Below are 25,602 nucleotides of genomic sequence, written 5' to 3'. Positions count from 1 at the left end.
CAAAGTAAACGAGTGCTTGGTAAATGATAAAATTTCTTGACTTGAAGTCTATAAATGATCTGTGCCGCGATGAGCTGGTAGCTGCTTGTACACGCGTTGTTGATTCCGGTTGGTATATCGGTGGGAAAGAGCTCCAGGCATTCGAGCATGAGTTTGCCCAATATTGTGGTACCGAGCACTGCATTGGCGTTGCCAATGGACTGGATGCCCTTGTATTGGTCATTCGTGCCTGGAAAGAGCTGGGCCGCCTCAGTGAAGGTGATGAGGTTCTCGTTCCCTCCAATACCTACATCGCCAGTATCCTTGCCATTTCGGAAAACGGATTGGTTCCTGTATTGGTCGAACCTGATCCGAAGACATTCAATATTTGCCCGGTTAATGCAAAAGCCGCGATCACATCAAAAACCAGGATGATTTTACCGGTTCACCTCTACGGTCGCCTGGCCGATATGCCTAAAATTATGGAGCTTGCCCGTTCCCATGACTTGCTGGTGCTTGAAGATGCGGCGCAAGCACATGGCGCGAAGGTCGACGGAAAAAAGGCCGGCAGTTGGGGGCATGCATCTGGATTTAGCTTCTATCCTGGAAAAAATCTCGGTGCATTGGGTGATGCGGGGGCCGTTACGACCAATGACGAAGCCTTGGCCAAAACGGTTCGTGCGCTGGGGAACTACGGTTCCTATGAAAAATATAAAAACGTCTATCGCGGCGTAAACAGCCGACTTGATGAAATGCAGGCAGCGTGTTTGTCCGTGAAGTTAAAGCACCTGGACAAACAAACCGCATATCGTCGTGAACTCGCTGAGCTGTACAGTAAGTCGATCATCAACCCGGCGATTACCTTGCCAGCTGATGCCGCATTCAACGCCTCGGTTAACGAATGCCATGTATGGCATGTCTATACGGTGCTCTGTGCTCAGAGAGATAAGCTTCAAGCTCACCTTGCGGCTCAAGGTATACAGACGCTCATCCATTATCCGATCCCACCTCACCTCCAGCAGGCATATGCTGAGCTGAAGGATCAGGAACTCCCGGTATCGACACAAATACACGAGCAAATTCTCAGCTTGCCAATAGGACCCACGCTATCTATCGATGAGGCTCGGGTTGTAGTCGAAGCCTGCAATAGTTTTAAACCGGACGCCGTATGAATCTTGTTCGGACCAGCTTGTTAAATGGTATTGCTGTTGCCATTAAAATGCTTACCTTGCTGGGTCTTAATAAGGTCTTGGCTATCTATGTGGGGCCAGCTGGGTATGCTGCAATAGGGCAGTTTCAGAATGCTTTGCAGGTCATCACGATATTTACAGGCGGCGCCATTACCAATGGCGTCGTCAAGTACACTGCTGAATATCATGAGGAGCCTGAGCAACAGATCAAACTGTGGAGAACAGCAGGGTTTGTAGCTATTCTGGGTAGTCTTGTAGTCGCATTAATTGTCGCTTTATATAATAAAGAACTTGCATCTCTATTCCTGAAAGATGCCGCCTTGGGCGGTGTTTTTCTTTGGTTTGCCGGTGTCGTGGTTTTTTTCTCGTTGAACATATTGCTGCTGGCGATATTGAACGGGCGAAAGGAAATCGTACTGTACATCGTCGCGAATATCGCTGGTAGCTTCTTATCCTTTGGCGTGACGTTTTACCTGGCAACCAGTTTTGGTTTGTATGGTGCGCTTGTAGCGCTGGTAGTTTATCAATCCATCAGTTTTGTCGTGACATTATTATTATGCTTGCGAACGCACTGGTTTAAACTTTCGTTTTTGTTTGGACGCCCAGACAAGCAAATTGCGAAAAAATTATTTGCCTTTTTTTTGATGGCAGTTGTTTCTGCTGCTTGTGCGCCATTGGCGCAGATGTTGGTCAGGAATCATATCGGTACGGTGTACGGCTGGGAGATGGCTGGCTACTGGGAGGCTATGTGGCGCCTGAGTGCCGCTTATCTTTTGTTGGTAACGACCACGTTGAGTGTCTATTACCTGCCCAAGCTTTCTGAGTTGAAAACAGCGGCAGAAGTAAAAACAGAAATAATACAAGGTTATAAACTGATTTTTCCGGTTGCCCTGTTAGCTGCCGCCGCAATGTATGTGCTTCGGGACTTCGTCGTGGCCGTGCTGTTTACCTCTGACTTCTACCCTGTAAGGATGTTTTTTGCTGGTCAAGTAGTGGGCGACTGCCTGAAGATATTCAGCTGGATTATGGCGTATGTCATGCTCAGTCGGGCTATGGTCAAGGTCTTTATTACTACTGAAATTATATTTTGTGTTTCCTTGTATTTATTGACCATTGCATTCACGCAATGGTGGGGGGTCGAAGCTGCTACTTGGGCTTATGCGGTAAATTATGCGGTTTACAGTCTGGTTATGTATGTTTTTGTATATCTAAGGCTTGATGATTATTTTCATAAGAAGCTGGAACATCACGCTTGAAAAAACTATTTAAGGACTTTGAAACTGCCATTAATGGGACGGCTGATCTGAATCAGGCGCTCGCGTTAGCGAGTGCTTATGGCAACCTGCTTTGGTTTGCGGATGTAGGGATTCATGATGCGCCGCTTGTTGAAGCGAACCTGATTGAACGCTGTCTCTCAATGGCGGGCTCAACCTTCGGGGCTACGCCCAATCAGCGTGGAGGGGTTTTGCATGTCGTGACCGAGCCCTACATGACAGGTGGGCATACGAGATTGATGGAAAAACTTGCCTCTATGCACCCTGAACGTACCGATCTTTTGATCTCACGCCAGGCCGCACCAGATGCGAAAGCCCAGGTTTGCAGATTTTTTGATAAGACCAGCGTCGTCATTGCTACATGTCCTGTTGATGCGCTGACGCAGATAGTGTGTTTGTTGCTGAGCTATGAAAAGGCCGTACTGCATATTCATCCTGACGATATTCTGGTGGTCGTAGCGTGTGGCGTAGCAAAACGCATTTCTGGGCTTGAAGTGTATTTTGTCAATCATGCCGACCACGTTTTCTCCTATGGGAGCTCGATTGCAGACTATTACTTCGAACTCAGTGGCCATGGTTGCCGCTTTGATTTGACCAAGCATATTCAGGGGCGAAAGAGCTTCCTGGGAATCCCGGTGAACATCCCTCACGGCGTTATGGCCAATAATTTTAAACCAGCAATGCAGGCCCCGTTGCTTTTCATTTCTGCGGGCTCAGACATAAAGTACAAACCCCGCAAAGGCTTCAGTATTTTTAAGTTGGTAGCACGTATTCTTGATGACTATCCTGCCTCAACATTCCTGGTTATCGGCAGTGATGTTAAAAAAGCGTTTTGGTGGTGGCCGTTAAAACTCCGATATCGCTCCAGACTGAGTATCAGGGCACACCTTGATTTTCAGGAGTACAGTGAATTGGTCAGTAAGGCGGATTTTTACGTTGATAGCCACCCGTTGCCAGGTGGGACTGCGTTCGCAGAGCAGTTCGTCAAAGGGCAGCGGTGTGTGGGGCTGCTCTCTCCGGTTCAAGGCTACTCACCAGCGGACAGGCTTAAGCGAACTGATATTGATGCTGTGATGGGTTCTATAGCGGACTATAGGTACGACGAAGAGGTGCTTTGTGCTATTGAGAAGGTTAATGCCTTTGACTCGGTAAAAGAGCGCTATCTGAAATGTTTGTACGACGGGCAGGTTTACGCTAACCCGCTGGTTTCAAGTGGTGACGGGCTGGGAGATACAGCTTTTTTTGAGGAGCCAAAAGGTTCCTTGAAAGTGGATATTTCCTTGGATACGTTTTTGCTACTGTCCCGGCTTCAGGGGGGGCTCGCTATCCGTTTATTCGTCGCGATGTCTATTGGGAAGAAAATAAAGCTGCTGGCGAAAATGATCTTGGCGAGGAAGTTTCGATGAATGCTATTTTTGTAAGTCGCTCGCGAGTTTTTCATGACTAGTCGGATTGTAAAGTGGATCCTGTTTTTTTATTGCCTGTCGACGGTTTTGTTGCCGGTATTTGTATTAAACAAGCTGTTTTTTGTGCCTCTGTTTTTAATGGCGGTGTACGTCTTTATTAGTCGACCTATTAAAACAATTGCGCCAGTTGTTGTCTTTTTGATTTTTTTATATGGTTTTTTACTAGGTTTATTAGGCGGCGCCGATGCTGATTTTTCCCGGCAAATGATATTGGGGGCTGTCTCGCTATTTCTTATCTATTCGATTGTCGAATTTAAAGTTGATATGGCGCTGATTGTGAAGGCGGTAGGCGCTATATTTGCACTTATCATGTGCGTATTTTCTTTTATGCTGATGGTTGAGCCAGGGTCGTCTTTGAGTGTGATGCTGCTCGATTTTTACAATGCCAATGAGCTTGGATACTACGGTCTGCGCAGCTTTGGCGGGTTAGATATGTTTATGCTTCATCACCGTTCTTCCCCGTTTCTATTGCTTCCGCTGTCATTGTTTTTTCTTGATTTTCTACAAGTGAAACGTTTTTGGTCACTCTTCTTTGTGGTTGTTATTTTAATGGCTATTATCTGGTCCGCCTCTAGGGGGTTGATCGTAATGGCCGCTGTTTCCATGTTGGTGCTGTATTTTTACAACAAAAATTGGTCTGCGCGACTGTTGATGTTGTGTGCTCTGGTGCCGGTAATCATTCTGGGTGTGGGCTACCTGTTAACAGAAACCAGTATGTTCAGCTCCGATGAACAGTCAAATAACATAAAAATTGGCCACATTATATCTTTTCTGAATGTGGCGGATTGGAAAATGCTGGTGTTCGGTAACGGTCTTGGAACATATTACTATACCGAAGGTTATGGTGAGCTGGCTGCTCAAACTGAAATTACCTGGATGGACTCTGTTAGATATGTAGGGCTTCCGTTGTCACTGTTGCTGTTCAGTGTGTTGCTCTTTCCTAATCGAAAGTATTTAGCGAGTGTGCAAGGCTCATCCAGCCGTCTGATAATGTTTATGTACCTGCTAATGTCATTGAGTAATCCCGTTCTCTTTAACTCCTTCGGGTTTCTGGTGATATTGTGGTACTGGTCTGTTGTGATAAAAAATCAAGAACCTTCGGCGTTGCACGCTGAAGTCAGGAGGTAAGTTGGATACTGTTGCAGCAATAGTCGTCGGTTATAATCCCGATATTGAGGTTCTTGATGAGTTGCTGACTTCCCTGGCAGCGCAGGTTGAGTTTCTGGTGTTGGTCGATAACGGCGGGAGCGAATCATTTCTGGCTCAGGCACCTGAAGTGCGCGCGCGGGTCAATTATGTCTCGCTCAATGGCAACCAGGGGTTGGGCGCCGCACTCAATACTGGCTTCGCAATGGCGATTGAAGCGGGTATGCAATACGTCGTGACGTTCGATCAGGACAGTCATGCGGAACCCGATCTGATTGCAAGGCTGTATCAGGCGATGATGAGCGCCAAGGCAAAGGATGCCAGTTGTATTGCGGTCAGCCCGGCGTTTTTTGATCGTCGTGATGGAAAGAAAATTAACTTTCCTTTTTACAGTTCCGTCGACGGGGTTATCAAGCCGGTTTTCAGTTCTGATGATGAGCATGGCCTGGTGAAGGCGGATGCGCTCATTACCTCGGGTATGTTCATCAGTACTCGGGCGTGGATCGAAGGTATTCGCTATGACGAGGGCATGTTCGTCGATTTTACGGATACAGAGTGGTGCTTTCGGGTCCGTGACCAGGGCTATACCTTGTACGGTTGTCTGAATGTGGAAATGGGACATGCATTGTCTGATGCTCCCCCCGTAAAGATTTTTGGCTTGAGCTTTTTTAGATACTCCCCCGTGCGTCGTTATTTTTTCTTCCGTAATACTGTCGCTGTTTGCCGTATGCGCCATACGCCGGCATGTTGGAGAAAACGTATGTTCTCTGCGCTGATACTACGCTTTTTCGTTAATCTGCTGATTGACGACAGTAAGCTCAAATCACTCAGAATGATGATGCGCGGTGCAAGCCATGGCTGGCAGAAAAAGTTGGGCGGGGTACGTTGAATGTCGTTTTTAGGACGTGATATTCCAAGGATTGTTTTTGGGTTAAGTACTAAGGGTGGATTCTGATGCAGCCACGTATTCTGGTTCTGCTTGCTGCTTATAACGGCATGCGTTGGATGGCCGAGCAGGTCGATTCGATCCTAGGACAAGTTGGCGTATCCGTTTCGATTCTGATCAGCGTGGACAGCTCCAACGACGGTACCGAAGAATGGGTCGATCAACTGTGCCAGAGAGACTCAAGAGTCAAATGTCTGGCCCACGGTGAAAAATTTGGCGGTGCGGCACGAAATTTTTTCCGCCTGGTCAATGAAGCACCCACTGATGGCTTTGATTATTTTTCATTCGCTGACCAGGACGATATATGGCTGGCAGACAAACTTGCCAGCGCCACGCAGCACATGAACGATACTGGGGCTGACGGCTACTCCGGCAATGTAACGGCATTCTGGCCGGATGGTCGTGAGTCGATCATTGTCAAATCGCAACCTCAGGTTGCGTTCGATCATTTGTTTGAAGCGGCCGGGCCTGGGTGCACTTACGTCTTTTCCCGGCGTCTGTTTGTTGAGCTTCAACAGCATATCAACGGTCGTTTTGTACAAGTACAGGGTGTAACGTTGCATGATTGGTATTGTTATGCGTATAGCCGTTCACACGGATTCAAGTGGGTGATCGATAGCCGGCCTTATATGCGCTATCGCCAGCACGGTGGTAACCAGGTCGGGGTGAATAGCGGCTCAAAGGCGTTCAAGAAACGCCTTTCCCAAGTGTTAGATGGTTGGTGGCTGAATCAAGCAGCACTGATCGCCGGCATGGTCGGTATGGCTAACGAACCTTTTGTCCGGCGCTGGATCGGGCTGGGGCGCCTGGACCTGCTGCGCTTGGCGACCAGTGCCGCGAAGTGCCGCAGACGCCCACGGGATAAGTTGGTATTCGCTGGTTTGTGTCTGGTGTTGGCGGTTTTGAGGCAAAAGAAATGAAAACCCAGTTATTGGTCACCGGCGCCAGCGGTTTTGTCGGCCGTCATCTGATTCAACAATTGCAGGGGAGCACTGATTATCAGGTGCGTGCCCTTATCCGTCGTCTGCCGGATGCTTTGGCGTCAGATGTTGAATACGTGGTGCTTCCCGATTTCTCGGCTGTGTCACCAGAGCACCCAGCCTTGCAGGGCGTAGATGTTGTTGTTCATCTCGCCTCGCGTGTTCACGTCATGAACGACACCGAAGCGGATCCACTTGCGGCGTTTCGGCGGGTTAATGTCGGGCACACCCTTGCGTTGGCCCGGAGTGCCGCGTCCGCGGGAGCCAGGCGTTTTGTGTTCGTCAGTTCAGTGAAGGTCAACGGCGAGCAAACCGCTCCAGGTCGCCCTTTTCGCGAAACCGATCTGTCGGCGCCCGTTGATCCTTACGGTGTATCCAAGATGGAGGCGGAGGAGGCGCTGAAGGCCCTTGCGCTGGAGACTGGGCTTGAGGTGGTGATTATCCGACCGGTTCTTGTGTATGGGCCGGGAGTCAAAGCGAACTTTGAAAGCATGATGAAATGGCTCGTGAAGCGTGTTCCTCTGCCATTTGGTGCCATACGCAACCAAAGAAGCCTGGTTGCGCTGGATAATCTCGTGAGCCTGATCTTGACCTGTACGACTCACCCGGCTGCTTCCAATGAGACCTTTTTGGCGAGTGACGGGGAGGATGTGTCGACTACTGAACTGCTACGCGAACTTGCACAATCCCTCGGCGCACCTGCCAGGCTTATACCGGTTCCACAATGGGTGCTGGTCTGGGGGGCGACGTTGTTAGGCAAAAAAGCGCTGTCCCAACGTCTTTGCGGCTCGCTGCAAGTCGATATTACCAAGGCGCGCGAGGTGTTGGGTTGGCAGCCGCCAATGACACTCAAGCAAGGTCTTGATGTTACTGCGCAGCACTATTTCAGCGAGCGTACTGAATGAACTACTGGTACATCTTTCCCGTTGCTGCCTTGGTTTCCCTGGCCTTGACGGCACTCTTGCGTCAATACGCGTTGCGCCGCAGCATCATTGATATTCCTAATGCCCGTAGTTCGCACACGGTCCCGACCCCACGCGGCGGTGGAGTGGCTATTGTACTGACGTTTGCGCTTGCACTCGTGTGGCTGGCGTTTGTCCAGTTGATAACGGTTGCTGAGAGTGCCGCGCTGCTGGGGGCTGGGTTGTTGGTCGCTGTCATCGGTTTTATGGACGATCATGGTCATATTGCTGCCCGTTGGCGCCTGTTGGGGCATTTTTCCGCCGCGATCTGGACTTTGTCCTGGATGCAAGGGCTACCGGCAATTACCGCTTTTGGTGTTACGTTCGATCTTGGTTGGGCAGGTCATGTCCTAGCCGTGTTTTATTTGGTCTGGATGCTGAATCTATACAACTTCATGGACGGTATTGATGGTCTTGCCAGTCTGCAGGCCATCTGTGCCTGTCTCGGCTTGACGCTGATTTACTTTTTGAGTGGGCAGCCGGCAATGATGTGGGCGCCCTTGTTGTTGAGCGTGTCTGTGGCTGGCTTCTTGTATTGGAATTTCCCGCCAGCCCGTATTTTCATGGGCGACGCAGGCAGTGGGTTTCTGGGGATCATTCTGGGAGGTCTTTCTATTCAGGCTGCCTGGGCCGGCAGTGAGTTTTTCTTCGCCTGGCTGATCATGCTGGGGGTCTTTATCGTGGATGCGACCTTTACCCTCATTCGGCGCCTTGCCCGGGGCGATAAGGTCTATGAAGCCCATCGCAGTCATGCTTACCAATTTGCAAGCCGTCAATATGGACGCCATTTGCCCGTCAGCCTCACGGTAGCTGTCATCAATCTGGTGTGGTTGCTGCCGTTGGCATTGGCGGTGGCGCTTTTTGGGCTGGACGCAGGGCTGGGTACTGTTATTGCGTATCTTCCACTGGTGTTCCTGGCAGTCAAATACAGGGCTGGGCAGAGAGAGTAGCGCCGCCGGTGTGCAATTGGAGCAAGTGAATCAATGCGGCATTTAGAGTGTTTATCTCGGGAGTTCGGTTAGATGGGTGGCAGGGCAATGATCCAAGGACACAATGAGGAAGTGAAAAAAAACCACTCATTGGCATCCCATTTGAGCTACCGGCCTGATATCGATGGGTTACGTGCATTCGCGATCATTTCAGTTGTTTTGTATCACGCCTTTCCGGCTTATATGCGTGGCGGATTTATTGGTGTTGATATTTTTTTTGTCATCTCTGGTTATTTGATCTCAAGCATTATTTTTAAAGGCCTTGAGGCCGGTAATTTTAGTTTTTTTGATTTCTACAAACGCCGGGTTAACCGCATTTTTCCTGCGTTGATCATCGTTCTGCTCGCCTGTTACGCGGTAGGTTGGTTTGCGCTGATGGCGGCGGAGTTCAAGTTTCTGGGCAAGCATATCCTAGGTGGTATCGGGTTTATCCAAAACCTGGTGCTGTACAAGGAGTCAGGCTATTTCGATACATCTTCAGAACTAAAAATCCTGCTTCACCTATGGTCATTGGGTGTCGAAGAGCAGTTTTATATTTTGTTTCCTCTGGCAGCTTGGGTTTTTTGGCGGCGGCGGGTCCTGGTACTGCCACTCCTGATCGGCATGGCGTTGATTTCCTTCGGCGCAGGCCTTTATAAACTGTCGGTGAACCCTTCCGCAGCCTTCTACATGCCGCAATATAGGTTCTGGGAAATACTGTCCGGTAGCCTGCTCGCGTACTTCTCTGTGTTCGGTAAGTCAGTGCCGGGAGTCGCAATAGGTTCATTGCGCGCCAGCAATATTCTCTCCGTACTGGGGCTGTTCTTTTTGTTCGCCTCGGTTGTCCTGATCGATAAATACAAGGCTTTTCCAGGTTTTTGGGCGTTGATGCCGGTCAGCGGTGCCGTGATGATGATCCTTGCAGGTCCACGGGCGTGGCTGAATAGCCAGCTCCTGGCCAGCAAGCCTTTGGTATGGATTGGCCTAATCAGCTACCCCCTTTACCTGTGGCATTGGCCTGTCATTACCTTCATTCGGATCATAGGGGGGGATGAGTTAAATCTTCTTTCCGGCATGTTCGCAGTAGGCGTCAGTGTTTTGCTGGCTTATGTGACTTACAGGTTCCTCGAGTTACCGCTACGCAAGATCAGCCCGAAATTCCCCAAGGCCCCAGTGCTACTTGTCATCGGCGGTACACTTGCCGTAGTCGGAGGCATGACCTTTGTAAAAAACGGCTTTGTTGACCGTTTTGGATTGCCGTCTTCGCTCAAGGAGCGAGAGGGGTTTGCTCAATATTTTGAGAACTCCTTGCCCGGCTGGGCATATTCCAGCAAACACGGACTGTTTGAAAAGTATAGGTTCGAGTGCGACTTCTTTGATGTCGACAGCTATCGGGCGGGCAATGCGACGATGACACCACGTCAACAGATTGATGCGAGCTGCTACACCCCGGTCAGCAATACCAAGGTAATGGTCTGGGGCGACTCCCATGCCCAGCAGTTTTCGTACGGTTTAAGGGAAACGTTACCCCACGATGTCTCTCTCCTTCAGGTAGCCAGTTCAGGTTGCGAGGCAAACCTGCCAGGGCGCGCTACAGGGGGGCGCCAGTATTGCGACCGATCAAACGAGTTTGCGCTGGAGGTGATGCGCAAGGAAAAACCGGACGTGTTGGTTATCGCGCAACTTGAAGGCCATGACTCGGTCAACAGTTTTAAGGAACTCGCACGCGAAGCCACAGGGGCCGGAGTGAAGAGAGTTATTGTCGTAGGGCCGGTTCCCCGTTTTGATCAAAACTTGTATCAATTGGTCATAAGGAAATACTGGTCGCAAACCCCGCGCCGGATATCCAGTAACCTTCTGCCTGTGCCGCTTGAGACTGATAAACTCTTGGCGCAGCAATACACGCAGGGTGCCGGAGGTTTTGAGTATCTGTCGGCGATCAGCGTATTTTGTGATCAGGACGGCTGCCTTACGTATCTGGGAGATGACCGAAAAACCGGCCTGGTAACGTTCGACTATGGTCATTTGACGCCCCTGGCATCGGTGTATTTTTCCGAAAAGGCGTTGGGCCCGTTGATTATCAGAAAGCTGGTTGAAACAGGATACACATCCAGCCCCGTCAACTAGGCAGACGGCTGGGGGCATTTTTTTGGCTTGGATACTTAAGTCTGTATGATTTGTTGGGCGTGGGACTCTGATGATGCCGTGAAAACCACGACATTAGGCGTGTTAATTCATCAGAGCGACGGGTGGACGGCGCCCGTCAAGCGTTTTTTCAATTGTTTGTAGTAAGGGGTAGTCGGTAACAACATGGATAAATTACGGGCATATTTGCTGAGTCTTCCTCGCAGACGCAAACGGATCCTCCAGGTCATCGCCGATATCGTGCTGGTCTGGATCGCCCTGTGGATGGCGTTTGTTGTTCGTCTCGGGATAGACGAGTTGGTCAACCCCATCGTCTTGCATTCATGGCTGTTCATCAGCGCACCCATCGTTTCGATCCCGCTGTTTATCCGTTTTGGCATGTATCGCGCCGTAATGCGGTACTTCGGTAATGATGCGCTCATCGCTATCATCAAGGCGGTCAGCCTGTCGGCGCTAATTCTCGGGGTTGTCGTCTATTGGTACAGCAACCACGAAAATGTCGTGCCACGCTCTATCGTGTTCAACTACTGGTGGCTCAGTCTGATCATGATTGGTGGTTTGCGCCTGGCCATGCGCCAGTACTTTTTGGGTGACTGGTTTGCGGCAGCCCAGCATGTACCGTTTACTAGTCGTGATGATGGCCTGACCAAGGTCGCGATCTACGGCGCAGGTGCTGCCGGTAATCAACTGGTTGCCGCACTTCGCATGGGACGGGTCATGCGCCCGGTGGCTTTTATTGATGACGACAGCAGCATTTCGGATCGCGTCATTTCCGGCCTCCAAGTGTTCAAGCCTAAGCACATTCAACAGATGATCGACACCACGGGGGCCCAGGAAATTCTGTTGGCCATTCCGTCGTCCAATCGTGCGCGGCGTCGTGAGATTCTCGGCCTATTGGAAGGGTTTCCGCTGCACGTACGCAGCGTGCCGGGTTTCATGGATCTCGCCAGTGGCCGGGTGAAGGTCGATGACATTCAGGAAGTAGACATTGCCGACTTGCTCGGGCGTGATGCCGTGCCGGCCCAGGGCGACCTGCTGGAGCATTGCATCAAGGGACAGAGCGTCCTGGTGACGGGGGCGGGAGGTTCTATTGGTTCAGAGCTGTGCCGGCAGATCCTGGCGTTGCGTCCGACTACTTTGTTGCTGTTCGAACACAGTGAGTTCAACCTTTACAGCATCTTGTCCGAGCTTGAGCAGCGTATTACCCGTGAGTCGCTGCCAGTTCGCTTGCTGCCGATCCTAGGTTCGGTACGCAACCAGGCAAAATTGCTCGACATGATGAAAACCTGGCATGTCGATACTGTCTACCATGCGGCAGCTTACAAGCATGTACCGATGGTTGAGCACAACATTGCAGAGGGTGTTCTGAACAATGTCATTGGTACATTGAACACCGCCCAGGCAGCGCTGCAGGCGGGGGTCTCCAACTTTGTGCTGATCTCCACGGACAAGGCTGTGCGCCCGACCAATGTAATGGGCAGTACCAAGCGTTTGGCCGAATTGACGTTGCAGGCGTTGAGCCGTGAGTTGGCACCGGTATTGTTTGGCGACAAGACCAATGTTTCCCGCGTCAATAAGACCCGTTTCACCATGGTTCGCTTTGGCAATGTATTGGGTTCGTCCGGCTCGGTTATTCCGTTGTTTCACAAGCAGATCAAATCAGGTGGACCGCTCACGGTCACTCACCCGAAGATCACGCGTTACTTCATGACTATCCCTGAAGCGGCCCAGTTGGTGATCCAGGCGGGCTCAATGGGGCAGGGCGGGGATGTGTTCGTGCTCGATATGGGCGAGCCGGTGAGAATCGTCGAGTTGGCAGAGAAGATGATTCATCTGTCTGGCTTGAGTGTTCGCTCGGATAGAAACCCTCATGGTGATATTGCCATTGAGTTCACCGGGTTGCGTCCCGGTGAAAAACTCTACGAAGAGCTGCTGATTGGCGACAACGTAGTAGCCACCCAGCATCCGATGATTATGAGTGCCAACGAGGATCATCTGGATTGGGAGATACTCAAAGGGAAGCTGACAGAACTACTGGCAGCGGTTGATGCGGACGACTACAGCCGGGTCCGTCAACTGCTACGCGATACGGTCAGTGGATATGCTCCGGATGGTGAGATCGTGGACTGGATCTACCAGCAGCGTCGCCTGGAGCCTTGAAGTACTATCTGGCTCATCGGTGAGACCTGTGAAAAGGTTTACCGATGAGCCGACGTCAGCGGGTCTTACGAAAATTCCTTGATCCATTCAGTGACGGCTTTCTCTGGATAGCCGCGGTGGAAATGGCGACGCCATGGATAGGCGTGATTCCCCGAACCATCCTTCAATTTGATCTTCTCCGTGCCGCAAATAAACTTTGCGGGCGAGCCGGCAACCACGGCATCTGGAGCGACGTCCTTATTCACGGAGCTGTGGGCACCTACCAAGGCACCCTTTTTGACGGTAACGCCGGGCAGTATGACCGACATGGTGGCGATGACCGCGAAATCTTCGATTGTTACGCCTGCCATCACTTCACTCGGCGGGTGAGGGTCGTTGGTCAGGACCACGTAGGGGAAGATCCAGACGTAGTTGCCTACTGTCGAGTGCTGTCCAATGTGAACATTACTATGGCATTTGACATAGTCGCCAATCTCGCAGTGGCCCTGGATATCGCCCAAAGTGCCAATCTGGAAACCGTCGCCAGCTGTTGTCAGCTCTCTTACTGTGACTCGATGGCCTGTAACCAGGTTTGTACCAAAAGTCGAGCCTTCATAAAATACGCTGTGAGAGCGGATGACGGCGTCTTTGCCAATGATCAACGGGCGTCCGTTTGCAAGCTTTGTCGGCAAGCCAATTTCGCAGTAAGCCCCGATCTCGGTGTTATCACCGATAACGACATTTTTATGAACAATACTGTAAGGGCCAATACTGACATTATTTCCAATTTTTGCACCATCATCTATAAGTGCGGTTGCATGTATCATTGATATCTCCCTTCTGCAACGCACTTTGAAAGCGCATTGTTTACGAATTAGTATTTATAAAAACCCTGGCCTGTTTTTCTACCGAGATGATTGGCTCTGACCATTTTTCTCAGCAGCGCATGGGCACGATATTTTGGGTCGCCTGTTTCATTGTGTAGTGTTTCCATGATCGAGAGATTCACATCGTTGCCAATCAAGTCCGCAAGTGCCAACGGGCCTATTGGGTGGTTGGCGCCGTAGCGCATCGCCTTATCAATTTCCTCGGCCGTGGCGACGCCCTCTGCAAGAATACCGATGGCTTCGTTGATCATTGGAATCAACATGCGGTTGACGATGAATCCGGGGGCTTCGTTAACAATGACAGGCTCTTTCCCCAAGCCCTTGGAAAAATTAACCGCCCAGTCAAGCGTGTCACTTGAAGTGGCTAGTCCAGCAATAACTTCAGTTAGTTTCATGACCGGCGCCGGATTGAAGAAGTGTAGGCCAACTACGTTTTGAGGGAAGGCACACAGCGAGGCTAGTCCGGTGATTGACAGCGAGGATGTATTTGAAGCCAGGACCATTTCGGATGAGGAAATAGTCGAAAGTTCTTTGAATATCGCTTGTTTGGCATCCATGTTCTCTGCAATAGCTTCAATGATTAGCTTTGAGTCAGACAGTGAAGTGTAATGCTCAACAGTAACTATTTTTTCGCGGTATTGACGGGCAAGTGATTCTTCCAGGCGGCCTTTTTTTACTTGGCGACTCCATTGGTTTTCCAACTCAACTAGAGAGTCATTAACAGAAGCAAGGCTGCGCCCTTTCCAGAATACGGTCGAGATTTGATTCGACTGCGCGAGGATCTGTACTATTCCTTTACCCATAGTGCCTGTTCCAATTACCGCTACAGAGTACAGGTCTGTCGACATTCGCATTTCGTCCCGGCTCGCTTCTTTTCGAAAAATTCCATGATATCCAATTCACCTGGCAAGATGAAGCAATCAGTGCCTGCTCCGACACAGGGCGTTTAGATAAGCGTTGATATTTCAGGCAGGTGTTGATTTTACTTTGTCTCTCCAGCCCCTGGCCACGTGGTTGCTGGAGGAGGGCGGCGCTTATTTTCGGCTGCCATATGTTGTAACTCACCCATTTTTGACTATCCCCCCACATCACCTAAGTTTGAAAAGCAGCTTCGGAAAGCTGCTTTTCCCACTGATGTCATGGAGCGTCTCTAATGCGTAGATCCGTTTTTTCCTCCCTGCTTTTTGCCTTCCTCACCAGCCTGTCCGCCGTGTCGATCGCCGCCCCATCGGCCAAGCCTGAGGCGCCGCAGCCGCTCGCGGCTCAGTTGAGCGCAAGCGAACAACCCACCCCCAAGGTCAACCTCAACGCAGCGGACGCTGAAACCCTGCGCCGTGATCTGTTTGGCATTGGCGCGGCCAAGGCCAAGGCGATCATTGCTTATCGCGAGTCCAATGGATCGTTCACGGTGGTGGATGAGTTGCTGGAAGTGAAGGGGATTGGCAAGTCGCTGCTGGAGAAGAATCGCGACAGGCTGGAGGTTAAGTAATCAAGGCAGGAGGCCGGTCATTGACCGGCCTTTTTTATGTCGGCAGGGGCTGTATTGACCCCGGTTTTCAGGCTTTCTCGCACCACATCGAGAATGCGTGTCGCCAGTTCCGGGTTTTCGACACTGCGCGCCAGGACCAATGCACCTACCAGTGTCGACATCATCACCAGGCTTTGTTCGTCGGCATTGGGGCTGCCCAATGCGGTTTCGATTTGCTTGAGCCGGGCGTCGAGGACTGTATCGGTGGTGGGGCTCTGTTGCCCGCGCTGTCCCAGTTCCGAGGACATGGTGGGCAACGGGCAACCTTGGTCGGGGGAGGTGTGATGCCACTCTGACAGGTAACTGTCGATAAAGGCTTCCAGCGGTCGTTCCTGGCTGAAGAGCATCGCGCAATGCGCGTCCAGTTCGGCGGAGGCGGCTTGCAGGGCCTTTTCCACCAGTTCGTCCTTGGATTTGAAGTGGGCGTAGAACCCGCCATGGGTCAGGTTCAAGGCTTTCATCAGGGGTTGCAGGCCGGTGGCGCCAATGCCGTCGCGGCGAAAGCGCACCGACGCCTCTTTAATGATGCGCTGGTGGGTTTGAGCTTTGTGATTGTGCGAGTAGCGCATGAGAGGGCCCTCTGAAACATAGGGCCATATTAACCAAGGTTTGGTGCTGTTTCGCGGAGCGATTACAAATTTGCCTTAATCTAGATCGACTCGCCTGGCGTGCTGCCGGTAACGGTCAGCACGGGGCGTTTGTTTCAGCGATCCTGCGCGTCCTTGGCGTCGGCCTGAGCATTGCGCTCGGCGACACGTTTGCGTTGTTCGTCGGTCAGTTCCACTTTGTTGGCGCTGTCACGCAGCATCAGCAAGCCACCAACGATCGAACCGATGGCGACCACCATGATCAACCAGGCATACCAGGGCATAGGGCTCTCCTTGAGGCCGACTGCCATGGGGAAGATTCCCCACGGCACTATCAGCTTTGAGTGACGGCTTTCGTCAGTCGTTCCATTGTAGGCCCGTTCTGCCTCGCTGGTTTAGAGCCCGGTCAACATCGCATCCGCTGGCGCATCGGCGCGGTCTTGGGCGGTCAGTTGGAAGTAGATGAAACCTGCGGCCATGAACCCTAGGAAGATCAGGCCGATCAGGGTATTGAACCACGCCATGGCCACCAGGCAGACCAGCGCCAGGATCAGCGCAATGGCCGGCACGATCGGGTAGCCCGGCGCGCGGAAGGTGCGTTCCAGCAACGGTTCGCTCTTACGCAGCTTGAACAGGCTGAGCATGCTCATGATGTACATGACGATGGCGCCGAACACGGCCATGGTGATCATCGCGGCGGTCAGGGTCATGCCGCCAAGGTTGATCAGGCCGTCGCTGTAGATGGCGGCGATGCCCACCACGCCGCCGGCGAGGATCGCCCGGTGGGGTGTCTGGAAGCGTGACAGCTTGGCCAGGGAGGAGGGCAGGTAGCCGGCGCGGGCCAGGGCGAAGAACTGGCGCGAGTAGCCGAGGATGATGCCGTGGAAGCTGGCCACCAGGCCAAACAGGCCGATCCACACCAGCATGTGCAGCCAGCCGGAGCTTTCACCTACCACGGTTTTCATTGCCTGGGGCAAGGGGTCGTTGATGTTCGACAGGGTGCGCCAGTCGCCCACGCCGCCGGCAAAGAACATTACACCCATGGCCAAAAACACCAGGGTCAGGATGCCGCTGATATAAGCCTTGGGAATCGTGCGCTTGGGGTCCTTGGCTTCTTCGGCGGCCATGGCGGCGCCTTCGATGGCGAGGAAGAACCAGATGGCGAAGGGGATCGCGGCAAAAATCCCGGCTATCGCCGGCGCGCCAAAGGTGTCGGCACCCGCCCAGCCGTTGAGGGCGAAGTTGCTGAAGCTGAATGCCGGTGCCACCACGCCCATAAAGACCAACAGTTCGGCCACGGCCAGCACGCACACCACCAGCTCGAAGGTCGCGGCCAGTTTCACCCCGAGAATATTCAAGCCCATGAACACAAAGTAGGCCCCGACCGCTGCGTGTTTCGGGTCGAGTGCGGGGAATTGCACATTCAGGTAGGCGCCGATGGCCAGGGCAATCGCCGGAGGCGCGAAGACGAACTCGATCAAGGTGGCCAGCCCGGCGATCAGCCCGCCTTTCTCGCCGAACGCCCGCCGGCTGTAGGCAAACGGCCCACCGGCATGGGGAATTGCGGTGGTCAGTTCGGTGAAGCTGAAGATGAAACAGGTGTACATGGCAGCGACCATCAATGACGTCACCAAAAAGCCCAGCGTCCCGGCCACGCCCCAGCCATAGCTCCAGCCAAAGTATTCGCCGGAGATCACCAGCCCCACGGCGATGCCCCACAGATGCAAGGTGCCCAAGGTGGGCTTGAGTTGGGTGTTCATTGCGCTGCTCCCAGAACGGTTTGGAATGTTTCAGGACATTGCAGCGGCCATGCCAGCTTGGAAAAGGGCGTCGTAAAGGGCAGGAACTGTCGCCCGGGAGATAGTTTGTTGTTTGCGACCGTAATTCCGTGCACCAGGGTAGGGCGGCGGCGGATAGGCTGATGCTATTGCGGGCAAGCCCGGCTGCCGCATTTAGCCGTATTCCCAAGGATGCACCCGGTCAACTGTGGGAGCCGGGCTTGCCCGCGATAGCGGCCTCAACAGCCCCGAAAACCTCACGCCCAACCCACTCTTTACGCCATCTTTACGCCCCCTCCACCCCCTCGCCCTCGTTCCTTTACGCCCCTCCTGCGGACAATACCTCCATACGCGGCAGTCGCCGTCTGACGGAGAAACTTCCATGAGTGTTCTGGATGGGGTGTCACTGCTACTGGCCGTGGCGCTATTCATTTATCTGCTGGTTGCGCTGTTGCGCGCGGATCGGGGCTAGGAGCGGCTATGCACAGTTATGACTATTGGCTGATCATCGCCTTCTTCGCCGTGGTGCTGGTTCCAGCGCCATTTCTGGGGCGGTTCTACTACAAGGTGATGGAAGGGCAGCGCACTTGGCTTACGCCAGTGTTCGGGCCGGTCGAGCGCGTGTGTTATCGCGTGGCCGGGGTCGATGCACAACAAGAACAAAGTTGGCAGAAGTACACCCTGGCCCTGCTGGCCTTCAACCTGGCGGGCTTTTTGTTGTTGTTTGCGATCCTGTTGTTCCAGGACTACCTGCCGCTCAACCCGCAGCAGTTGCCTGGGCAGGAATGGACGCAGGCGTTCAACACCGCCGTCAGTTTCATGACCAACACCAACTGGCAGTCCTACAGTGGTGAAGCCAGCCTCAGCTACCTGAGCCAGATGGTCGGCCTGACCGTGCAGAACTTTGTCAGTGCGGCCACTGGCCTTGCGGTGCTTGTCGCCCTTTGCCGTGGGATTGGTCGCAAGTCCGCCAGCACCCTGGGCAATTTCTGGGTGGATATGACCCGCGCCACCCTCTATGGCTTGCTGCCATTGTGCCTGGTGCTGGCGCTCTTTCTGGTCTGGCAGGGCGTGCCGCAAACCTTCGCTCACTACGTCAGCGCGCTGACGATGCAGGGCGTCGATCAGGTGATCCCACTCGGCCCGGCGGCCAGCCAGATTGCGATCAAGCAACTGGGGACCAACGGCGGTGGCTTCTTCGGGGTCAACTCGGCGCATCCGTTCGAAGACCCGACTGCCTGGGCCAACCTGTTTGAAGTGGCGGCGATCATCCTGATTCCGGTGGCGCTGGTGTTCACCTTCGGCCACTACGTCAAGGACCTGCGCCAGAGCCGGGCGATTCTCGGCTGCATGCTCGCGCTGTTCCTGATTGGCGGTTCGGTGTCGCTGTGGTCCGAGTATCAGCCCAACCCGACCCTGAACAACCCGGCGGTCGAGCAGACTGCGCCCCTGGAAGGCAAGGAAATGCGTTTCGGCACTACCGGCACCGTGTTGTGGTCGGTGACCACCACGGCGGCGTCCAACGGTTCGGTCAACGGCATGCAGGACAGCCTCAACCCCCTGAGCGGGATGGTGGCGCTGGTCAATATGATGGTCGGCGAAGTGATCTTCGGCGGCGTCGGTGCCGGTATGTACGGCATGCTGCTCAACGTGCTGATCGCGGTGTTCCTCGCCGGCTTGATGATCGGCCGCACCCCGGAATACCTCGGCAAGAAACTCCAGGCCCGGGAAGTGCAACTGCTGGTGGTGACCCTGTTGGTGATGCCCGTAGGCGTACTGGTGCTCGGCGCGATTGCCGCCAGCGTGCCGGCCACTGCTGCAACCATCAGCAACCCTGGCCCCCACGGCTTCAGCCAGTTGCTCTATGGCTACACCTCAGCCAGTGCCAACAACGGTTCGGCCTTTGGTGGCCTGGGCGCCAATACCCCGTTTCACAATCTGATGCTGGGCTTGGGCATGTTGATCGGACGCTTCGGCTACATCCTCCCGGTACTGGCCCTGGCCGGCAGCCTGGCGATGAAGAAAAGCGCACCGATTGGCCAGGACAGTTTCCCGACCCACGGCCCGTTGTTCGTGACGTTGTTGACCGTGACCATTTTGCTGGTGGGCGGCCTGACGTTCCTGCCGACGCTGGCACTGGGCCCTATCGCTGAACACCTGAGCATGGGCTTCTAAGGGGTATGAACATGAATATGCCTGTAAACAATGCCGCTCCGGTCAAGACCCAGGAGTCGGCCAAGACCTCGATCTCGGCCCTGTGGCGCCCGGCCCTGATCCAGGCGTTCGTCAAGCTGGACCCGCGCCAGTTGAAGCGTTCGCCGGTGATGCTGGTGGTCGAACTGACCGCGATCCTCACCACCGTGCTGTGCCTGGTGCCGGACAGCAGCGTGCCGACCTTTGTCGCAGTGCAGATTGCCCTGTGGCTGTGGTTCACCGTGCTGTTCGCCAACTTCGCCGAAGCCCTGGCCGAGGGCCGTGGCAAGGCCCGTGCCGACAGCCTCAAGGCTGGCAGTGAAGGCCTGAGTGCACGACGCCAGGAGGCAGACGGCAGCTTCACGGTAGTGCCCGCCACCAGCCTGCGCAAAGGCGATGTGGTGCGGGTTGCGGCCGGGGAAATGATCCCTGGCGACGGCGAAGTCATCGAGGGTATTGCGGCGGTCAATGAAGCGGCGATTACCGGTGAATCCGCACCAGTGATCCGCGAATCCGGCGGCGACCGCTCGGCCGTCACCGGCAATACTCGGCTGGTCTCGGACTGGCTGGTGATTCGCATCACCGCCAACCCTGGTGAATCGACACTCGACCGCATGATCGCTTTGGTGGAAGGCGCCAAACGCCAGAAAACCCCCAACGAAGTGGCGCTGGATATCCTGCTGATCGGCTTGACCATGATCTTCCTGCTGGTGGTCGTGACCTTGCAGCCCTTCGCCCACTTCGCCAATGGCAGCCTGCCCCTGGTGTTCCTGGTGGCGCTGCTGGTCACGCTGATTCCCACCACCATCGGTGGCCTGTTGTCGGCCATCGGCATCGCCGGCATGGACCGCCTGGTGCGCCTCAACGTGATCGCCAAGTCCGGGCGCGCCGTGGAAGCGGCGGGGGACGTGCATGTGCTGTTGCTGGACAAGACCGGCACCATCACCTTCGGTAACCGGCGCTGTGCAGGCATCTATGCCGCGCCCGGCGTCAATGGCAAGGAATTGGCCGAAGGCGCGCTGCTGGCCTCGCTGGCCGACGATACGGCAGAAGGCAAATCCATCGTCGAATACCTGCGCGCCTTGCATCCGTACACCGAGCCCTCTGTGCAAGAGCTGACCGGCGTGCCGTTCAGCGCCGAAACGCGCTTGTCCGGGGTGGATTACCAGGGCCGCGTCTACCGTAAAGGCGCTGTCGATTCGCTGCTGGCGTTTATCGGTCTGCAACGCCAAGACCTGTTGCCCGCGCTGTCCCGGGAAATCGACAAAATCGCTCAGAGCGGCGGCACTCCGTTGCTGGTGTGTGCCGACGGTAAATTGCTCGGCGCGATCCACCTCAAGGACGTGGTCAAGCCGGGTATCCGTGAGCGCTTTGCCGAGCTGCGCAAGCTGGGGATCCGCACGGTGATGGTGACCGGCGATAACCCATTGACCGCCGCCGCGATTGCCGCCGAAGCGGGTGTGGATGATGTGCTGGCGGAAGCCACGCCGGAGAAGAAACTGGCGCGCATCCGCCACGAGCAGAACGACGGGCGCCTGGTGGCCATGTGTGGCGACGGTGCCAACGACGCCCCGGCCCTGGCCCAGGCGGACGTGGGCATGGCCATGAATGACGGCACCCAGGCGGCGCGCGAAGCGGCGAACATGGTCGACCTCGACAGCGACCCGACCAAGCTGCTGGACGTGGTGCAGGTCGGCAAGGAATTGCTGGTGACCCGTGGTGCGCTGACCACCTTTTCGATTGCCAACGACGTGGCCAAGTACTTCGCCATCCTGCCGGCGCTGTTTGCCTCGATCTACCCGCAACTGGGGGTGCTTAACGTGATGCACCTGAACAGCCCGCAGAGCGCGATCCTTTCGGCGATTGTGTTCAACGCGCTGATCATCGTGGTGCTGATCCCCCTGGCCCTGCGCGGTGTGCGGGTGCAGGCGGCGAGTGCGGCGGCACTGCTGCGACGCAACCTGTTGATCTATGGCGTGGGCGGGCTTGTGGTGCCGTTCGCCGGGATCAAGGCGATCGACATGCTGCTGACAGCGCTGCACCTGGTCTGACCCAACCCTGTAGGAGCTGGCTCCTACAGGTCACGAATCAATTGAGGAAGATGAAATGTCCAGCATGATCCGTCCGGCCTTGAGCCTGTTGGTATTGATGACCCTGATCACGGGCGTGGCCTATCCGTTGGTAGTGACCGGCGTCGCCCAGGTGGCCTTTCCCGACCAGGCCAATGGCAGCCTGGTGCGTGACGCCGAAGGCAAGGTGCGCGGTTCCAGCCTGATTGCCCAGGAATTTACCGGCGAGCGCTGGTTCCACTCGCGGCCTTCGGCGGGTGCGTTTGCCACCGTGTCCAGCAGTGCCAGCAACCTCGGCCCGAGCAACCCGGCGCTGGCAACGCGGGTGTTTGACGACGCCGCGAAAATTCAGGGCCCCGGCCAGGGCCCGGTGCCCCTGGCACTCTTGACTACCTCCGGCAGCGGTCTTGATCCACACTTGCCACCGCAGGCAATTGCCTATCAACTGGCGCGGGTGGCGGCGGCACGCCAGTTGCCGGTGTCGACCCTGGAGCGCTTGATGGACGAGCATATCGAACAGCCGCTGGTGGGGCCGCCGGTGGTGAATGTACTGGCGCTGAATATGGCGCTGGAAAAGTTGTAGGCCGTTGCGCCGCCATCGCGGGCAAGCCCGCTCCCACACTTGGAATGCATTCCGGATGTGGGAACTGACTTGCCGGCGATGGCGGCTGTATGTACCCAACATCCCTAACTGAAAGAAGACTGCCCCATGAGTGACTCCGGCCGCGCCGACGCCCTCCTAGCCGACCTACCCAAGCACGGCCGTGGCCGGCTCAAGGTATTCCTCGGTGCCGCACCGGGCGTGGGCAAGACCTACGCCATGCTCCAGGCCGCCCACACCCAGTTGCGCCAGGGCGTCAAAGTGGTGGCCGGGGTGGTCGAGACCCATGGCCGCGCCGAGACCGAGGCCTTGCTCAGTGGCTTGCCCCAGCAGCCGCTGCTGCGCTCGGAATACCGTGGGGTGATGCTCGAAGAAATGGACCTCGACGGCTTGCTCGCCACCAAGCCCAAGCTGGTGCTGGTGGACGAACTGGCCCACAGCAACGCCCCCGGCAGCCGCCACGAAAAGCGCTGGCAGGACATCCAGGAGCTGCTCTCCGCCGGCATCAACGTGTTCACCACGGTCAACGTCCAGCACCTGGAAAGCCTCAACGATCAGGTACGTGGCATCACCGGCGTGCAGGTACGCGAAACCCTGCCGGACTGGGTGCTGCAGGAAGCCGATGAGTTACTGCTGATCGACCTGCCATCCCGCGAGCTGCTGGAGCGCCTGCGCGACGGCAAGGTCTATGTGCCGGAGCAGGCGCGCGCGGCCATCGACGCATTCTTTACCCAGACCAACCTCATGGCCCTGCGCGAGTTGGCGATGCAGACTGCCGCCGCGCACGTCGATGACGATCTGGCCCAGGGCTACCGGCAATTGGGCCAGGCCGCGCCCGCCGTGCGCGGGCGCTTGCTGGTGGGGGTGGATGGCGACGCCGAGGCCGAACGCCTGGTGCGTCACGCCAGCCGTGTGGCCCAGCGCCGGCATCTGCCCTGGAGCATGGTGCATGTGGACAACGGCCGAGTGCGTGACGAACAGTCTCGGTTGAGGCTGCAAAATGCCCAGCAACTGGCCGAGCGTCTGGGTGGCGAAGTGGTGTTGCTGCGTGCCGGCGAGGTGGCCAAGACCCTGATCCAGCATGCTGCCGAGCGCCGTGCCAGCCTGGTGCTGGTGGGGCAGTCGCGCCCGCGCTGGCGGCGCCGACTGTTCGGTGGCGGCCTGGCGGCGCGTTTGTTGCGCAATGCCCGGGGCCTGGAAATCAATATCCTCGACAGCGATGGAACACCCGCCGCGCCGCGTTTGCCCGATGTGCGTGGCCTGGTGTGGTTCGATTACGCCCTGGCGCTGCTGGCAACGGTGCTGGCCAGTGCGTTGGCGTGGGCGGTGTCGAGTATTCTGCCGCTGCCCAACATCTCTCTGGTGTTCCTCGCCGCAGTGCTGCTGGTGGCGGTGCGCAGCAGCCTGGGGCCGGCATTGGCCTGCGCTGCGCTGTCGTTCCTGACCTATGACTTTTTGTTTATTCCGCCGAATTTCTCCTTCGCTATCCAGCGTGAAGAAGATGTGCTGACCTTGCTGTTCTTCCTGCTGATGGCGGCGCTGACCGGCAACCTCGCCGCCCGCCAGCGTCGGCAATTGCAGGCCCTGCGCGACACCCAGGAAGAAACCAGCGAACTGCTCGACCTGTCGCGCAAACTCACCGCTGCTACTGATCGCCAGGCGGTGATCAGCGCGGCGGCCCATCATCTGCAGGGCTGGAGCGATTTGCAGTTGTGCCTGGTCAATCGCGACGGGCCCGGTGACTGGACGGTCGAGACCGGCGGGCCGCTCACCTTTACCGAGGCCGAGCGCGCCGCCGCCGACTGGGCCTGGCAGCACGACCAGCCGGCGGGCATGGGCACCGGAACCTTGCCGTTTGGGCGTTGGTGGTGGTGGCCGTTGTCTGCTGAAAACGGTCCGCTGGGCCTGCTCGGCGTCAGCCCCAAGGCTGGCCTGGAGCTCAGTGGCCAACGTCGGCGCCTGCTCACGGCCTTGAGCCAGCCATTGGCCCAGGCCCTGGCCCGCGCCCAGTTGGCGCAGAACCTGGAGGCCGCCCGTTTGCATGGCGAGACCGAGCAACTGCGCAGTGCCTTGCTGGCCTCGGTGTCCCATGACTTGCGCACGCCGCTGACCTCCATGCGCGGCAGCATCGACAGCCTGCTGGCCCTGGGCGAAGCCATTCCCCTGGAAGATCGCCGCGAGTTGCTGGAAGGCACCCGCGATGAAGCCGAGCGCCTGGACCGCTATATCCAGAACCTGCTGGACATGACCCGCCTCGGCCATGGTGCCTTGAAGCTGGCGCGGGACTGGGTGTCGCCCGGCGATATCGTCGGCAGCTCCCTCGGCCGTTTGCGTGCAGTGCTGGCGCCGTTGCAGGTGAGTACCGATGTGCCGCTGGAGTTGCCATTGCTGTATGTGCATGCTGCCTTGATCGAGCAGGCGTTGGTCAATGTGCTGGAAAACGCCGCGCGTTTTTCACCGCCCCATGGCCGCTTGCAACTGCGTGCTGGCGTCGCCGAACAGGCGGTGTTTTTTTCGGTCAGTGATGAAGGTCCGGGTATTCCCGAGGAAGAGCGGGCGAAGATTTTCGATATGTTCTACACCGCCGCACGGGGCGACCGGGGCGGGCAGGGCACCGGGCTCGGCCTGGCAATCTGCCAGGGCATGGTCGGCGCCCACGGCGGGCATATCAGCGTGACCGAGGGCATAGACGGGCGGGGCACGTGCATCACCCTGTTCCTGCCGTTGCAGACCCAGCCGAGCCCGGACAGTGAAGCGTGAGACG

Annotated in this window: 21 protein-coding genes; 16 read left to right on the top strand and 5 right to left on the bottom strand. The window is 55.6% G+C overall.

Annotation, left to right across the window (positions count from 1 at the left end; translation table 11 throughout):
• The first annotated feature begins 23 nt into the window (after positions 1 to 23).
• The 10 genes from PSFL_RS27665 (at position 24) to PSFL_RS27620 (ending at position 13,216) form a co-directional block, all read left to right on the top strand.
• A complete protein-coding gene (locus tag PSFL_RS27665) occupies positions 24 to 1,151 on the top strand; it encodes a DegT/DnrJ/EryC1/StrS aminotransferase family protein (protein ID WP_057439215.1) in 1,128 nt (375 codons plus the stop codon).
• Positions 1,148 to 2,425: an O-antigen translocase gene (locus PSFL_RS27660; protein WP_057958903.1), complete on the top strand. Its 1,278-nt coding sequence runs from the start codon at positions 1,148 to 1,150 to the stop codon at positions 2,423 to 2,425. Before PSFL_RS27665 ends, PSFL_RS27660 begins: the two co-directional genes overlap by 4 nt.
• Positions 2,422 to 3,849 carry a hypothetical protein gene (locus tag PSFL_RS27655; RefSeq protein ID WP_115127828.1) on the top strand — a complete coding sequence of 476 codons (1,428 nt, stop codon included), beginning with the start codon at positions 2,422 to 2,424 and terminating at the stop codon, positions 3,847 to 3,849. Before PSFL_RS27660 ends, PSFL_RS27655 begins: the two co-directional genes overlap by 4 nt.
• Before the next feature lie 33 nt (positions 3,850 to 3,882).
• Positions 3,883 to 5,037, top strand: coding sequence for a hypothetical protein (locus tag PSFL_RS27650; RefSeq protein WP_057439214.1), 1,155 nt, complete (start codon positions 3,883 to 3,885; stop codon positions 5,035 to 5,037).
• A 1-nt stretch (position 5,038) separates the two neighbouring features.
• The gene (locus PSFL_RS27645; protein ID WP_397470690.1) at positions 5,039 to 5,944 is read left to right on the top strand and encodes a glycosyltransferase family 2 protein; all 906 of its coding nucleotides are present in this window, start codon (positions 5,039 to 5,041) and stop codon (positions 5,942 to 5,944) included.
• Positions 5,945 to 6,009: 65 nt separating this feature from the next.
• On the top strand, positions 6,010 to 6,921 hold the full coding sequence (locus PSFL_RS27640; RefSeq protein ID WP_057439212.1) for a glycosyltransferase: 912 nt from the start codon (positions 6,010 to 6,012) through the stop codon (positions 6,919 to 6,921).
• The gene (locus tag PSFL_RS27635; RefSeq protein WP_057958906.1) at positions 6,918 to 7,886 is read left to right on the top strand and encodes an SDR family oxidoreductase; all 969 of its coding nucleotides are present in this window, start codon (positions 6,918 to 6,920) and stop codon (positions 7,884 to 7,886) included. Before PSFL_RS27640 ends, PSFL_RS27635 begins: the two co-directional genes overlap by 4 nt.
• Positions 7,883 to 8,893 (top strand): glycosyltransferase family 4 protein, encoded by a 1,011-nt coding sequence (locus PSFL_RS27630; RefSeq protein WP_057439211.1) that lies wholly within the window; start codon positions 7,883 to 7,885, stop codon positions 8,891 to 8,893. Before PSFL_RS27635 ends, PSFL_RS27630 begins: the two co-directional genes overlap by 4 nt.
• Before the next feature lie 87 nt (positions 8,894 to 8,980).
• Positions 8,981 to 11,038 (top strand): acyltransferase family protein, encoded by a 2,058-nt coding sequence (locus tag PSFL_RS27625; protein WP_057958953.1) that lies wholly within the window; start codon positions 8,981 to 8,983, stop codon positions 11,036 to 11,038.
• 183 nt (positions 11,039 to 11,221) lie between these two features.
• Positions 11,222 to 13,216 (top strand): nucleoside-diphosphate sugar epimerase/dehydratase, encoded by a 1,995-nt coding sequence (locus PSFL_RS27620; RefSeq protein ID WP_057439209.1) that lies wholly within the window; start codon positions 11,222 to 11,224, stop codon positions 13,214 to 13,216.
• A 65-nt stretch (positions 13,217 to 13,281) separates the two neighbouring features.
• On the opposite strand, the gene PSFL_RS27615 is transcribed toward PSFL_RS27620, so the two are convergent.
• Together PSFL_RS27615 and PSFL_RS27610 are read right to left on the bottom strand one after the other, a co-directional pair.
• Positions 13,282 to 14,022 (bottom strand): acyltransferase, encoded by a 741-nt coding sequence (locus PSFL_RS27615; RefSeq protein ID WP_397470689.1) that lies wholly within the window; start codon positions 14,020 to 14,022, stop codon positions 13,282 to 13,284.
• A 47-nt stretch (positions 14,023 to 14,069) separates the two neighbouring features.
• Positions 14,070 to 14,930: a 3-hydroxyacyl-CoA dehydrogenase family protein gene (locus tag PSFL_RS27610; protein WP_115129375.1), complete on the bottom strand. Its 861-nt coding sequence runs from the start codon at positions 14,928 to 14,930 to the stop codon at positions 14,070 to 14,072.
• A gap of 305 nt (positions 14,931 to 15,235) precedes the next feature.
• On the opposite strand from PSFL_RS27610, the gene PSFL_RS27605 reads away from it, so the two are divergent.
• Positions 15,236 to 15,571, top strand: coding sequence for a helix-hairpin-helix domain-containing protein (locus PSFL_RS27605; RefSeq protein WP_057958909.1), 336 nt, complete (start codon positions 15,236 to 15,238; stop codon positions 15,569 to 15,571).
• 17 nt (positions 15,572 to 15,588) lie between these two features.
• Here PSFL_RS27605 and PSFL_RS27600 read toward each other — a convergent pair whose 3' ends face one another.
• The 3 genes from PSFL_RS27600 to eat form a co-directional block, all read right to left on the bottom strand.
• Entirely contained in the window at positions 15,589 to 16,179 is a 591-nt protein-coding gene (locus tag PSFL_RS27600; protein WP_057439206.1) for a TetR/AcrR family transcriptional regulator, read from the bottom strand.
• A 134-nt stretch (positions 16,180 to 16,313) separates the two neighbouring features.
• Positions 16,314 to 16,481, bottom strand: a complete 168-nt coding sequence (locus PSFL_RS27595) for a DUF2897 family protein (RefSeq protein WP_081044204.1) — start codon at positions 16,479 to 16,481, stop codon at positions 16,314 to 16,316.
• A gap of 111 nt (positions 16,482 to 16,592) precedes the next feature.
• Positions 16,593 to 17,957, bottom strand: coding sequence for an ethanolamine permease (eat, locus tag PSFL_RS27590; RefSeq protein WP_057439205.1), 1,365 nt, complete (start codon positions 17,955 to 17,957; stop codon positions 16,593 to 16,595).
• Between the two features lie 400 nt (positions 17,958 to 18,357).
• Between eat and kdpF the strand changes: the two genes are divergently transcribed.
• The 5 genes from kdpF (at position 18,358) to PSFL_RS27565 (ending at position 25,598) form a co-directional block, all read left to right on the top strand.
• On the top strand, positions 18,358 to 18,447 hold the full coding sequence (gene kdpF, locus PSFL_RS27585) for a K(+)-transporting ATPase subunit F (protein WP_032863112.1): 90 nt from the start codon (positions 18,358 to 18,360) through the stop codon (positions 18,445 to 18,447).
• A gap of 8 nt (positions 18,448 to 18,455) precedes the next feature.
• Complete coding sequence (gene kdpA / locus PSFL_RS27580) at positions 18,456 to 20,150, top strand: potassium-transporting ATPase subunit KdpA (protein WP_057444681.1); 1,695 nt, start codon at positions 18,456 to 18,458, stop codon at positions 20,148 to 20,150.
• A 5-nt stretch (positions 20,151 to 20,155) separates the two neighbouring features.
• On the top strand, positions 20,156 to 22,219 hold the full coding sequence (kdpB, locus tag PSFL_RS27575; protein WP_057439204.1) for a potassium-transporting ATPase subunit KdpB: 2,064 nt from the start codon (positions 20,156 to 20,158) through the stop codon (positions 22,217 to 22,219).
• A 55-nt stretch (positions 22,220 to 22,274) separates the two neighbouring features.
• Positions 22,275 to 22,820: a potassium-transporting ATPase subunit KdpC gene (gene kdpC, locus PSFL_RS27570; RefSeq protein ID WP_057439203.1), complete on the top strand. Its 546-nt coding sequence runs from the start codon at positions 22,275 to 22,277 to the stop codon at positions 22,818 to 22,820.
• Between the two features lie 126 nt (positions 22,821 to 22,946).
• On the top strand, positions 22,947 to 25,598 hold the full coding sequence (locus PSFL_RS27565; protein ID WP_397470688.1) for a DUF4118 domain-containing protein: 2,652 nt from the start codon (positions 22,947 to 22,949) through the stop codon (positions 25,596 to 25,598).
• Positions 25,599 to 25,602 lie beyond the last annotated feature (4 nt).

The sequence above is a fragment of the Pseudomonas sp. DD1 genome (assembly GCF_044510355.1).
Taxonomy (GTDB): Bacteria; Pseudomonadota; Gammaproteobacteria; order Pseudomonadales; family Pseudomonadaceae; genus Aquipseudomonas; species Aquipseudomonas shahriarae.
This window is presented reverse-complemented; position numbering and strand designations above follow the sequence as displayed.

Excerpts from the sequence above, each read along its gene's own strand:
- PSFL_RS27665 (WP_057439215.1), top strand. The coding sequence starts at position 24 with ATGATAAAATTTCTTGACTTGAAGTCTATAAATGATCTGTGCCGCGAT.
- PSFL_RS27660 (WP_057958903.1), top strand. The coding sequence starts at position 1,148 with ATGAATCTTGTTCGGACCAGCTTGTTAAATGGTATTGCTGTTGCCATT.
- PSFL_RS27650 (WP_057439214.1), top strand. The coding sequence starts at position 3,883 with ATGACTAGTCGGATTGTAAAGTGGATCCTGTTTTTTTATTGCCTGTCG.
- PSFL_RS27640 (WP_057439212.1), top strand. The coding sequence starts at position 6,010 with ATGCAGCCACGTATTCTGGTTCTGCTTGCTGCTTATAACGGCATGCGT.
- PSFL_RS27635 (WP_057958906.1), top strand. The coding sequence starts at position 6,918 with ATGAAAACCCAGTTATTGGTCACCGGCGCCAGCGGTTTTGTCGGCCGT.
- PSFL_RS27630 (WP_057439211.1), top strand. The coding sequence starts at position 7,883 with ATGAACTACTGGTACATCTTTCCCGTTGCTGCCTTGGTTTCCCTGGCC.
- PSFL_RS27625 (WP_057958953.1), top strand. The coding sequence starts at position 8,981 with ATGATCCAAGGACACAATGAGGAAGTGAAAAAAAACCACTCATTGGCA.
- PSFL_RS27620 (WP_057439209.1), top strand. The coding sequence starts at position 11,222 with ATGGATAAATTACGGGCATATTTGCTGAGTCTTCCTCGCAGACGCAAA.
- PSFL_RS27615 (WP_397470689.1), bottom strand. The coding sequence starts at position 14,022 with ATGATACATGCAACCGCACTTATAGATGATGGTGCAAAAATTGGAAAT.
- PSFL_RS27610 (WP_115129375.1), bottom strand. The coding sequence starts at position 14,930 with ATGTCGACAGACCTGTACTCTGTAGCGGTAATTGGAACAGGCACTATG.
- PSFL_RS27605 (WP_057958909.1), top strand. The coding sequence starts at position 15,236 with ATGCGTAGATCCGTTTTTTCCTCCCTGCTTTTTGCCTTCCTCACCAGC.
- PSFL_RS27600 (WP_057439206.1), bottom strand. The coding sequence starts at position 16,179 with ATGCGCTACTCGCACAATCACAAAGCTCAAACCCACCAGCGCATCATT.
- PSFL_RS27595 (WP_081044204.1), bottom strand. The coding sequence starts at position 16,481 with ATGCCCTGGTATGCCTGGTTGATCATGGTGGTCGCCATCGGTTCGATC.
- eat (WP_057439205.1), bottom strand. The coding sequence starts at position 17,957 with ATGAACACCCAACTCAAGCCCACCTTGGGCACCTTGCATCTGTGGGGC.
- kdpF (WP_032863112.1), top strand. The coding sequence starts at position 18,358 with ATGAGTGTTCTGGATGGGGTGTCACTGCTACTGGCCGTGGCGCTATTC.
- kdpA (WP_057444681.1), top strand. The coding sequence starts at position 18,456 with ATGCACAGTTATGACTATTGGCTGATCATCGCCTTCTTCGCCGTGGTG.
- kdpB (WP_057439204.1), top strand. The coding sequence starts at position 20,156 with ATGAACATGAATATGCCTGTAAACAATGCCGCTCCGGTCAAGACCCAG.
- kdpC (WP_057439203.1), top strand. The coding sequence starts at position 22,275 with ATGTCCAGCATGATCCGTCCGGCCTTGAGCCTGTTGGTATTGATGACC.
- PSFL_RS27565 (WP_397470688.1), top strand. The coding sequence starts at position 22,947 with ATGAGTGACTCCGGCCGCGCCGACGCCCTCCTAGCCGACCTACCCAAG.